This window comes from Limnobaculum allomyrinae (assembly GCF_016649425.1).
Taxonomy (GTDB): Bacteria; Pseudomonadota; Gammaproteobacteria; order Enterobacterales; family Enterobacteriaceae; genus Limnobaculum; species Limnobaculum allomyrinae.
The window spans coordinates 19434-31420 of record NZ_JADRCR010000005.1 but is presented as its reverse complement, the minus strand read 5'-3'; the positions used below and the strand labels follow the sequence as shown (position 1 = coordinate 31420).

General features: G+C 47.9%; 8 protein-coding genes. 1 reads left to right on the top strand and 7 read right to left on the bottom strand.

Features of this window, described 5'->3' with window-relative positions:
• The first annotated feature begins 12 nt into the window (after positions 1 to 12).
• Complete coding sequence (fruA, locus tag I2494_RS10705) at positions 13 to 1704, top strand: PTS fructose transporter subunit IIBC (RefSeq protein ID WP_218467002.1); 1692 nt, start codon at positions 13 to 15, stop codon at positions 1702 to 1704.
• A 1442-nt stretch (positions 1705 to 3146) separates the two neighbouring features.
• On the opposite strand, the gene hflC is transcribed toward fruA, so the two are convergent.
• From hflC to amiB, 7 genes are all read right to left on the bottom strand, one after another.
• The gene (hflC, locus tag I2494_RS10700; RefSeq protein ID WP_218467003.1) at positions 3147 to 4172 is read right to left on the bottom strand and encodes a protease modulator HflC; all 1026 of its coding nucleotides are present in this window, start codon (positions 4170 to 4172) and stop codon (positions 3147 to 3149) included.
• A 6-nt stretch (positions 4173 to 4178) separates the two neighbouring features.
• Positions 4179 to 5459 carry an FtsH protease activity modulator HflK gene (hflK, locus tag I2494_RS10695; RefSeq protein WP_218467004.1) on the bottom strand — a complete coding sequence of 427 codons (1281 nt, stop codon included), beginning with the start codon at positions 5457 to 5459 and terminating at the stop codon, positions 4179 to 4181.
• 52 nt (positions 5460 to 5511) lie between these two features.
• Positions 5512 to 6795 (bottom strand): ribosome rescue GTPase HflX, encoded by a 1284-nt coding sequence (gene hflX, locus I2494_RS10690; protein ID WP_218467031.1) that lies wholly within the window; start codon positions 6793 to 6795, stop codon positions 5512 to 5514.
• Positions 6796 to 6830: 35 nt separating this feature from the next.
• A complete protein-coding gene (hfq, locus tag I2494_RS10685) occupies positions 6831 to 7121 on the bottom strand; it encodes an RNA chaperone Hfq (RefSeq protein WP_130590214.1) in 291 nt (96 codons plus the stop codon).
• A gap of 154 nt (positions 7122 to 7275) precedes the next feature.
• Positions 7276 to 8202 carry a tRNA (adenosine(37)-N6)-dimethylallyltransferase MiaA gene (gene miaA / locus I2494_RS10680; protein ID WP_218467005.1) on the bottom strand — a complete coding sequence of 309 codons (927 nt, stop codon included), beginning with the start codon at positions 8200 to 8202 and terminating at the stop codon, positions 7276 to 7278.
• Positions 8203 to 8206: 4 nt separating this feature from the next.
• On the bottom strand, positions 8207 to 10198 hold the full coding sequence (mutL, locus tag I2494_RS10675; RefSeq protein ID WP_218467006.1) for a DNA mismatch repair endonuclease MutL: 1992 nt from the start codon (positions 10196 to 10198) through the stop codon (positions 8207 to 8209).
• Positions 10199 to 10225: 27 nt separating this feature from the next.
• The gene (gene amiB, locus I2494_RS10670; protein WP_218467007.1) at positions 10226 to 11983 is read right to left on the bottom strand and encodes an N-acetylmuramoyl-L-alanine amidase AmiB; all 1758 of its coding nucleotides are present in this window, start codon (positions 11981 to 11983) and stop codon (positions 10226 to 10228) included.
• Positions 11984 to 11987: the final 4 nt, after the last annotated feature.

Here is an 11987-nt window from a genome sequence, read left to right as displayed (position 1 = left end):
GCAGGATGCATCATGAAAACATTACTTCTATCAGATAATTCACTGGGTCAGGCCGTCAGCCATCTGGCTAAATTTGCACTGACTGCAAGCATGGAAAAGGCTGGGTTAATTCAGGTTGAGTCAATCGATGAAGCGGAACTGGTGATTATTATTGGGGATTCGATTCCTGAACCTTCCGCGTTAGAAAAGAAAAAAGTCTGGCAAGGAGATGCCCAATATGCCATCAGTCATCCGGAAGAATTTCTTCATCAGGCCATCGCCAATGCACATTTCTACCACTGCAATCTGATAGCCGGCGATATTCAGAATCAGGCCAGGCGAATCGTAGCGGTTACCGCCTGCCCTACCGGTGTTGCCCATACCTTTATGGCCGCAGAAGCTATCGAAACCGAAGCTAAAAAACGCGGTTGGGAGGTAAAAGTCGAAACCCGTGGCTCCGTTGGTGCGGGTAATGCTATTACGCCAGAGGAAGTGGCGATGGCCGATTTGGTGATAGTCGCCGCGGATATTGAAGTGGATTTAAGCAAGTTCGCCGGTAAACCTATGTATCGGACTTCAACCGGTCTGGCGTTGAAGAAAACCGCTCAGGAACTGGATAAAGCCGTTGAACAGGCACAAATTTTCACCCCGCAACAACAAAGTAAGAGCACAGCCAGTGATAAAAAAGAGTCAGCAGGTCCCTATCGCCACCTGTTGACCGGTGTTTCCTATATGTTACCAATGGTGGTAGCCGGAGGGTTGTGTATTGCTCTCTCGTTCGTTTTTGGCATCACCGCTTTTGAACAGCAAGGTACGTTGGCTGCTGCTCTGATGGATATTGGTGGTAAGTCTGCTTTTGCTCTGATGGTGCCAGTATTAGCCGGTTACATCGCCTTCTCTATTGCCGATCGCCCGGGACTAACGCCGGGTTTAATTGGTGGTATGTTAGCTGTTAGCACCGGAGCCGGATTTCTCGGTGGTATTATCGCGGGTTTTCTTGCTGGCTATGTCGCGCTGTTTATCAGTAACAAGTTATATCTGCCGAAAAGCCTGTCAGCCCTAAAACCCATTCTGATTATTCCACTGGTCGCCAGTCTGGTAACAGGTCTGGTAATGATTTATGTGGTTGGTACACCAGTAGCAAAAGTTCTGGCTGCCCTGACCCAATGGCTGAAAGATTTAGGAACCGCGGATGCCGTTATGCTAGGTGCTATTTTAGGTGCCATGATGTGTACCGACATGGGTGGCCCAATCAATAAAGCCTCTTATGCCTTTGGCGTAACTTTATTAAGCACTAAAATTTACGCCCCAATGGCAGCAATTATGGCTGCCGGTATGGTTCCACCTCTGGCTATGGGTCTGGCAACACTGTTAGCGGCGCATAAATTTACCAAAAACGAGCAGGATGGTGGTAAAGCCGCGCTGGTACTGGGCTTGAGTTTTATTACTGAAGGTGCCATTCCTTTTGCGGCCAAAGATCCGATGCGCGTTATCCCTTGCTGTATGGCAGGCGGAGCCCTGACTGGCGCTTTATCGATGATGTTCGGTGCTGAGCTGACTGCGCCGCACGGTGGCTTATTTGTACTGCTGATTCCTGGTGCAGTTCATCCTGTCGTGGGTTATCTGATAGCTATTATCGCTGGCGCGGTGGTAACGGGAGTAACTTATGCGGTGATAAAACGCCGGGATGTTGTGGTGTCGGATGGGGTGATGCAGGTAGCGTAGTGGATTTAGTTTTGAGCTGGTCTGGTGTTGGAGCAGGGGCATTGCCCCTGAAACCCCGATAGATGTTTTTAGTGCAGCGTACATTTCGCCGCCTCAAGTACTGAACCTGGCTCAGTTTCGCTGCCTGCGTCGATTCAGGGGTGTTGAGGGGCGAACACCCCTGACAACCCAATATTTAACCACTGTTATTGTTTTGGGTTCTTTTTGGTTCTGTGTTCATTTCGCCGCCTCAAGTAATGAGCCTGACTCAACCACGCTGCATGCGTCGAGTCAGGGGTATTGAGGGGCGAACACCCCTGACAACCCAATATTTAACCACTGTTATTGTTTTGGGTTCTTTTTAGTTCTGTGTTCATTTCGCCGCCTCAAGTAATGAGCCTGACTCAACCACGCTGCATGCGTCGAGTCAGGGGTGTTGAGGGGCGAACACCCCTGACAACCCAATATTTAACCACTGTTATTGTTTTGGGTTCTTTTTAGTTCTGTGTATGTTTCGCCGCCTCAAGTGTTGAGCCCAACTCAGCCCCGCTGCACGCGTCGAGTCAGGGGTATTGAGGGGCGAACACCCCTGACAACCCAATATTTAACCACTGTTATTGTTTTGGGTTCTTTTTAGTTCGGTGTATGTTTCGCCGCCTCAAGTGTTGAGCCCAACTCAGCCCCGCTGCACGCGTCGAGTCAGGGGTGTTGAGGGGCGAACCCCCCTGACAACCCCCGCCCTTTTTAATCGCCGCTGCATTCGCAGACTGGTTCTGTGTCAGCACATTAGTCACTGCCTATATGGGCTACGGTGATTCGAGGTTGCGACTTGTGGTTTGGTTTACTTTTCTGATAAGCATTGAGTAAGACCCTTCTGCCCTTTGCCCTTTGCCCTTTGCCCTTTGCCCTTTGCCCTTTGCCCTTTGCCCTTTGCCCTTTGCCCTTTGCCCTTTGCCCTTTGCCCTTTGCCCTTTGCCCTTTGCCCTTTGCCCTTTGCCCTTCAGGTTAAAGCATCCGAATGTTGCCGAAGGAAGACCAGAGGTAGCACGAACCGCATGGATGCGGTGAGAGGCATAGCGACGCCGGACAAAATTGCAGGAGCAATTTTGAACAGCACGAAGTGCTGACCCAAAGGGTCGAGCCTCATGGATGAGGCGAGTACTCCGGCTCTATGCCGGTGCGTCAAGCCTCTGGGCTGACTGAGGTTGCCGCCGCAACGCGGCGGTCAACAGTCGGCTGCGCAGGCGCGGGGAGTGCAGAGGGGCGTTCGCCCCAACGCCCCTCTGCTCGACGCAAGCTCCGCTGCCGAAATAAACACAACACTTAAGACGGCGAAACTAACACTGAACCAAACCTTCAAAAACGGCAAAACTGTCACAAAACACAAAAACCAAACCTCCAGATACAAAAAGAGCCCGGAGTTTCCCCCAGGCCCTTTTCCCAACAGCAAAACAAGACAAAACTTACTGCTTCAATCCAACCGACGGCGACTTCATATACCGGAAGAACTCACTGTCCGGACGAAGTACCATCACATCACTTCCGCTATTAAAGCTGGTTTCATACGCACGTAAACTACGAATAAAAGCATAGAAGTCAGGATTTTGACTAAAGGCATCAGCAAACAGCTTAGCAGCAGTAGCATCACCAGAACCGCGCGTCATACGAGCTTCACGTTCCGCTTCCGCAATAGTCTTGGTTACACGGTAGTCAGCCAGAGCGCGAATCTTTTCAGCTTCTTCCTGACCTTGTGAACGGTGACGACGGGCAACAGCTTCACGCTCTGCACGCATACGCTGATAGATCGCGTCCGACACTTCCGTTGGCAGGTTGATTTGTTTAATCCGCACGTCAATAACCTGAATACCCAGCTCAGCCATACTGTTAGCATTCACTAACGGTAACTTGTTATCAACCGGTAAAGCATCCGCCGTTGCCGGAGCCTTTCTTTCTTCTTGTGAAGAAGCTGAAGCTTCAGTCGCTGCTGGCGCAACTTCAGATGGCTTATCTTCATACCCGTTGTTTAATGCATTGCGAACGTCCTGCATTAATTGACCACGGGAGTCAGTCACCAGATCTTTAATGTCGCGTTGACCAATTTCAGAACGTAAACGGTCACTCAGTTTACTGTTCAGAATACGTTCCGCATTAGCACGGTTGCCATCACCGGTTGCCAGATAGTAGCGGCTGAAATCAATAATCTTCCACTTAACGTATGAGTCAACAATCAGGTCTTTAGTCTCTTTGGTTACAAAGCGATCAGCCTGATTGTTCATGGTTTGAATACGCGCATCCAACAGTTTTACCGAATCAATCAGAGGCATTTTAAAATGCAGACCCGGTTGGTAAACTTTTGGATTGTCCTGAGAGTCACGTAACACTTTACCGAAGCGCAGAACGATACCACGGCTTCCTTCTTCCACGACGAACAGGGAAGTGAAGATACCGACTACTACAATAACGATAATAGGAATAAGTAATTTACGCATCGGTGATTATCCTCTTCCTAAGCCAAATGAATTAAGACGCTCATTGTAAGCATCGTTACGCTCTTGCGTAACTTTATTGGTGCTCTGTGATGCCGTTGAACGTCTGGTCGTTTCTGGCTTACTGTTGGTTACCGTTGCCGCCTGAGGTGCTTCAGTTGGTGTATCAGTACTTACCTGTGGAGCTACAGGTTGTTGTACTGCTGCGCCACCTTTACCACGCATCAGTTGGTCCAGCGGTAGAACCATCAGGTTATTACTCTTATCATCCACCAATACTTTGTTGGTTTTACCCAATACTTTTTCCATGGTTTCAATATACAGACGTTCGCGGGTAATATCCGGAGCGGCTTTATATTCAGGTAATAGCTTGGCAAAACGAGAGACTTCACCTTCTGCTTCCAGAACGGTACGAGCCTCATAAGCTTTAGCATCTTCAATCAAACGCTGAGCTTTACCATTAGCGATTGGTTGTGCGGCGTTAGCATAAGCTTCGGCTTCACGAATATAACGCTGTTCATCTTCACGCGCGTTAATCACATCATCAAACGCGGCTTTTACTTCTTCCGGCGGACGCGCTGCCTGGAAGTTAACGTCCAGCACTTTCAGACCCATATCATAAATCTGAATGGTCTTTTCCAGCTCTTGTTTGGTGTCGTCACGAACAATGGTACGACCCTGAGTCAGGATTCGGTCCATGGTGTACTTACCAATAACAGAGCGTAATGCGCTGTCGGTCGCCTGACTCAAGCTGTCATCCGCATTAGTTACACGGTACAGATATTTAATCGGATCAGAAACCTGATACTGTACGTTCATCTCTGCACGTACTACGTTTTCGTCAGAAGTCAGCATAATGCCTGATGCTGCCAACCCACGAACTGCTTTGGTGTTTACTGGTTTAACTGAGTCAATAAAGGTTGGTTTCCAGTTCAGACCCGGCCCAACCATGGCTGGTTGTACCTGACCAAAACGGGTAATTACACCTAACTCACCTTCTTTAATGGTATAGAAACCACTGGCGGCCCAGATAACAACCACAACCACAGCAAGAATGCTGAACAGGCGACCACCCATAACAGGTACGCCAGAATTGCCGCTGTTACCACCGCCACTACCGGATTTACCCAGTAATCCACCTAACTTACTAAAAATATTGTCCAGATTCAGCGACTGCTGGCCACGACCTTTATTCGGTCCACCGCTGTTATTCCCCCCGGGGTTGTTATTGTTACCACTCCCCCACGGATCGCGGTCCTGGCCATTATTACCGGGCTGATTCCACGCCATGTTTTTGCTCCACTCATTTACGATCGTTTTATCGGGCACAATCTAACAGGTCTCATCCAACAATGAAGTTTTCCAGAGCCTGCTCTTGTTTACAGAGGCGACGCCAGTCAACGATTGGCATCCTAATAACCAAACCGATGCTTCCATCTTCTTCAATCCACTCTTTAATAATGGCCTGAAGTTGATAAAAACGACTGCGTAACCGACCCTGTTCTACAGGCAATTTCAGTTCGTATTGCGCAATCTCACCGGAAAGACGTTCCGTCAATGCACGGAACAATAATTCAATACCATCACCAGACTCGGCTGAAAGCCAAACTCTGACGGGTAAATTACTTTCATCTCTATCAATACGCGGAGCAAAATCCTCCAGCATATCAATCTTATTCATTACCAGCAGAACTGGTATTTCATGGGCTTCAATTTCAGTTAAAACTTCATTGACCGCTTCAATATTCTCATCGACCCGACCATCTGCCGCATCAATAACATGCAGCAATAAAGATGCCTGACGAGTTTCCTGCAGAGTCGCTTTAAACGCTGCCACTAAATCGTGGGGCAAATGGCGAATAAAGCCAACGGTATCCGCTAAAACGGTTGCACCCACATCTTCCACCTCAATACGGCGTAAGGTTGGATCCAGTGTCGCAAATAGCTGATCGGCTGCATAAACACCGGCAGTCGTAATACGATTGAAAAGGGTAGATTTCCCTGCGTTGGTATAGCCCACCAGCGATACGGTTGGAATGTCAGCTCTCATTCGAGCTCGCCTTCCTTGCTCACGCTGCTTTTCAACTTTTTCAAGCCGGGCAAGGATCTGGCGTATCCGGTCCCGAAGCAAACGACGGTCAGTTTCTAACTGTGTCTCTCCCGGGCCGCGTAAGCCTATCCCACCTTTTTGACGTTCAAGGTGAGTCCAGCCACGAACTAAGCGGGTTGCCAGATGGCGCAACTGCGCCAGCTCAACCTGCAACTTACCTTCATGAGTTCTTGCCCGTTGGGCAAAAATATCGAGAATCAACCCGGTACGGTCAATTACCCGGCACTCACAAAGCCGCTCAAGGTTACGTTCCTGAGCGGGTGAGAGGGAGTGGTTAAACAACACTACCGAAGCACCTGTGGCCTGTACCGCATCAGCTATTTCCTGAGCTTTACCTTCACCAACAAAGTATTTGGCATGTGGGGCTTTACGGCTACCGGTAACAACCTGTAACGCCTCCACTCCCGCAGAAGAAACCAGAGATTCAAACTCACTGAGATCTTCTGTATCTTTTTCCTGGGAGAAATAAACATGCACCAGTACCGCCTGCTCACCAGCATCATATCGGTCAAACAAGTGCATGACTCCTCAAAGAGAAATAACTGAGTAACTTATTCAGATACATCATCTTCCTGTTGTGACTGCATACCACCCTGATAATTACCCACGCTTCCAGTTGGCGCATTGCTATGATGCGAAACCGGACGAGAAGGCACTACAGTAGAGATAGCGTGCTTATATACCATTTGGCTAACCGTATTTTTCAACAGGATAACGAATTGATCGAAAGATTCGATTTGGCCTTGTAACTTAATACCGTTTACCAGATAAATAGAAACTGGAACACGTTCACGCCGCAGTGCGTTTAAAAACGGGTCTTGTAAAGATTGCCCCTTAGCCATTTTTCTTTTCCTTATCTCTTTGTATATATTTGTTGTTTGTTACCAAGAGCCAGAGGCCCTAAAATAAACTGCGTAAAAATGATACATTTCGTACAAAACAAAGCCATTGAGTACATTAAAGTATATAACCCATTAATTGTACACAATCATAAGCCTATACACTAATAGCACGTGTAACTCTTTCCATGGCATTTTTCAGTTGTTCACTATCTAACCAATTAACACTTTCCCAGCCACGCAACCATGTCATTTGCCGCTTAGAAAGTTGTCGGGTTGCACAAATACCCCGATAAACCATTTCGTCGTGGTCTATCTCTCCATTCAGGTACATCCACATCTGCCTGTAGCCCACGCAACGCATGGAGGGAAGGTCTGTATCTAAATCGCCACGAGCCATCAATTGTCGAACTTCATCTTCAAAACCCGCTGTAATCATTTGATGAAAACGTGCTTCAATTCTCTGATGTAACAATTCACGGGAAGATGGTGCTATAGCAAATTGGTGTACACGATATGGTAACGTTTCACCAGCAATTTGTGTCAACTCTGTTAAAGTTTTACCTGAAATGTAAAAAACTTCCAGTGCTCTGCTTAATCGTTGCGGGTCATTTTGATGAATTCTGGCTGCCGCTATCGGATCAATCTGTTGTAAGCGTTGATGCAAACTCGCCCACCCCAGCTGCATTGCTTCACTTTCTATCTGTTCACGCACTTTCGGATCGGCTGAAGGTAAAGGTGATAACCCTTCTAACAGTGCCTTAAAGTACAGCATGGTTCCCCCCACTAACAGGGGAATATGCCCGCGATTAACAATATCGGCCATCTCTTTTAACGCATCCGCACGAAAATCTGCTGCAGAATAAGCTTCTGATGGATCGCGAATATCAATCAGTCGATGTGGTGTCTCATCCAGCTCTTGCCGGGTTGGTTTGGCGGTACCAATATCCATACCACGATATATCAAAGCGGAGTCAACACTCACTACTTCAACAGGTAAATGTTTGTAAAGCTCTGCCGCCAAAGCCGTTTTCCCTGAAGCCGTTGGCCCCATTAGAAAGATAGCAGCAGGTAAGGTATTCATATCACTACTCACCCTGTAAAGCCTCCAGGGCTGGCTGCAAGTTAATCGGCTGCAACATATTGGCCGGAGGATTAGCAATCAGCTCAGGGCACAATCGCTCCAGATCTGCCAATAACTGTATCGCATGGGCTTGAGTCCACTGAGTATTCTCACTGGTGAGTTTTTCCGCCAGCCAGTGGGTCAACATTTGCTTATCTATCGCCTCATCGTCTCCCAAATAACGCAACAGCGCTGGTAGCAACTGCTGTAAGTTCTGCTGACGCAAGGGTAAAGGTACACCATGAATCTGAAGACGATTACGTTCAATAGAAAAGTCGATACCAAAATGATTCAGTAGCGCTTTGTGATTGGTAATTCCCAGCTTTTCTTTATCGGCCAACGTTAATGCCAGTGGTATCAGCAGAGGTTGTGGTTTAAGTGGTTCGGAGGACGGTAGTAGCTGAGTCTGGCGTAAATAGTGCTCTGCTACTGGCAGTGACAATAGAGCCAGCACAGTGCCCCGTTCTACAATCGCATGACAAGATTGCCATACTGACAGCACGCGCCCAAAACTATGGGCCGCTCCTTTCTCCAACATAGAAGCAGGGATCGGCGATGTTGACGGCGGACGAGAAGAAAATTGTGACGTTTTCAGTGTAGTTGCCATCTCTGGTAACGGTGCGCTTTTCTCCGGAAACAATAACGGCTTAGCCGGGGCAGAGGAGCTGCCAGCTTCGTTATCACCAGAAGTCACATCCGTTTGCAGTAAGCGACGATAGAGCTCATTTTCACGGGCTACCAGGGTAGGCGAGCGCGTAGCCCCTGGGGTATAAGGTGCCGAATGATTACCGTTATTATGCCCGGAGGAGGTCTTATCTGCGGCAGCGCGTTTGGTTTCATTTGGTGAAACATTGCTATCAGCAGGGCGATTAAAATGATTCTCTCCGGCAGAAGCGCGATTCTCTGGCTGCCAGTTAGTTTCATCAGCCGGATTATCGCTAAGCGGTAATGGCGGAGCACCAGACTGCTGTAAAACAGTGACCACTGCCTGATAGATAAAATCATGCACCAGTCGGGATTGATGGAACCTGACCTCATGTTTGGCCGGATGCACGTTAACATCTACCTGATGCGGGTCAACTTCCAGATATAATACATAAGCCGGAGACTGGTCTTCCGCCAGTTGGGTCTGATATGCCTGACGTATTGCATGATTCAATAAACGATCGCGCATCATACGGCCATTAACGTAACAGTATTGCATATCGGTGAGTGCACGAGCACCAATAGGATCGACAACCCATCCATCGATTTTCAGATCGCCATGTTGCCATGAGATAGCCAGCGCATGCTGTAAAAACTGGGTACCACAGATGCTGCCTAACCTGCGCTCACGAGGCTCATTCTCTTTTATTGCCCGATACTGACGGATCGTTTTGCCATTATGTTGCAGATTAATGCTGACATCAAAACGTGCCAGTGCAATGCGGCGGATCACCTCATCAATATGGCCAAATTCTGTTTTTTCAGTGCGTAAGAATTTGCGACGTGCGGGAGTGTTATAGAACAGGTCGAGGACTTCCAGCGTAGTGCCTACAGGATGAGCGGCTGGTTTAAGCGTAACCTCCATATCCCGACCTTCTGCATAGGCTTGCCAGGCTTCGTTTTGCTCTGCGGTGCGGGAGGTTAACGTTAAACGAGAAACCGAGCTGATACTGGCCAGCGCTTCACCACGGAAACCCAGGCTAATGATTGCTTCCAAATCGTCCAGAGTGGCAATTTTGCTGGTTGCATGACGAGCCAGCGCTAAAGCAAGTTCATCTTTCTTGATACCACAGCCGTTATCTCGGATGCGAATAAGTTTAGCGCCACCTTTTTCAATATCGATATCAATGCGAGTTGCTCCGGCATCCAGACTGTTTTCCACCAGCTCTTTCACCACGGATGCTGGCCGCTCAACAACTTCTCCGGCGGCAATTTGGTTTGCTAGCTGTGGTGGCAAGACCTGAATTGGCATGACAACTCCTGATAATAAACCCGATATTTATGAACGTGATATCGTCAGAACTTGCCCTAAACGAACCTCATCTGACGTCATTTTATTATTCTGTTTCAATTCTGCGATACTGACACCGTATCGACTACTAATTCCTGACAGAGTATCACCCTGTACTACCATGTGCTTGCGCTTATCGGCAGAATTTTTCACAAATTTAGTCTCTTTTTTATCTGCAGAAGCCGTTACCTGATTAGTTATGGGGGTGGTTGCCGGTACTTTCAAGCGCTGACCAACCCAAATTCCTTCCTTTTTCAATGTATTTAGCTCTGTCAGCACTTTTGTGTTTGAACCATAGCTTACTGCAATTTGGGATAGGGTCTCACCACGTTTAACCACATGAACAGATGTCTTACCCTTATTTCCACTACTTACCAGCGCTTTAGTCTGCTCAACGGACGTTTTATCTTTCTGGATAGCGCTGGTCTTTTTTGACGGCGTGGCGGAATCTAACGGATGTGCCTGGAAATAGCTGCGAATACCTTTATAAATAGCCTGTGCCAGCTTATTCTGAAAATCTGCACTACCCAACAGACGCTCTTCGCCGGTATTCGAGATAAATCCTGTTTCCACTAACAGGGAAGGAATATCCGGTGAACGTAATACCCCCAGGCTGGCATGTTCAGGGCTGCGTTTATGCAAGGCACCAATACGTCTCATCTCAGACAATACTTTTACCGCTACGTCATAACCCACTCGCTGTGAATGACCAAATTGCAAATCCAGCACTGCCTGACTTAAGTAGGGATTCTCTTCACTGTTTGCCAATACGTCCCCTGCTCCGCCCAGTAACTCAGATTGCTTTTCATGCTGTTCCAGCCAGCGCCCCAGTTCTGTATTAGCCCGACGGTTAGACAACACCCAAACGGAAGCACCTGTTGCATTACGGTTAGGTGCGGCATCAGCGTGAATGGAAACCAGTAAATGGGCATTTTTATTACGGGCTACGTCCGAACGCCCCATAACGGAAATAAAATAGTCACCATCACGAGTTAATACTGCTTTATAGTCAGGATCGTTATCCAACAGTGCTTTTAGCTTTCGGGCAACCGATAGCGTAACCGTTTTTTCCTGCAATCCATTCAAACCAACGGCTCCGGAATCTTTTCCACCGTGACCGGCATCAATAGCAATAACGATCTTTTCACCACTGCTATTTTTAACCCGGGCAGGACGACTCTCGGTTTTAACAATCACATCATCTTGTGGCGCCATGGCATCACCAGAGAAAGGATTACGACCCGAAGTACTCCCTGAAGATTTAGACTGGTTAGTTTTAGTGGTAGAGGTTTTAGCCGTTGTAGCGGTAGCCTTATTGCTACTATTAGTCGCAGTGTTTTTTGGTACCGCCTGTTTTTCAGCCTGAATAGTAAATACCACTAAATATTGAGCGCCCTGCTTACTGGAGCTGGCTTTTACCGTGGCATTTTGTTTCAGCTCAAAAACCAGCTGAATACTATTGTTATCTTTTGGCGTACCGGAGCTAATACGGTTTACAATATTTTGGCCACTGAACTTCAATGGCAGCCCTTGAACGGCACGCCCGCTCTGGCGCACATCAATCAGCACCCGAGCCGGATTTTTCTGGCTGGAATAGGCATATATCGGTTGGCTGTCAAAGGCCAGCGTTACTTTTGCCTGTGACGCACTGTTATTAACCTGCACATCAATCAAAGAGGCGGCTCCGGCTGGCCAGGCAATAGCTAACCACACCAGAGAGAGCAAGCCAATCCAGATTTTTTTCATTATT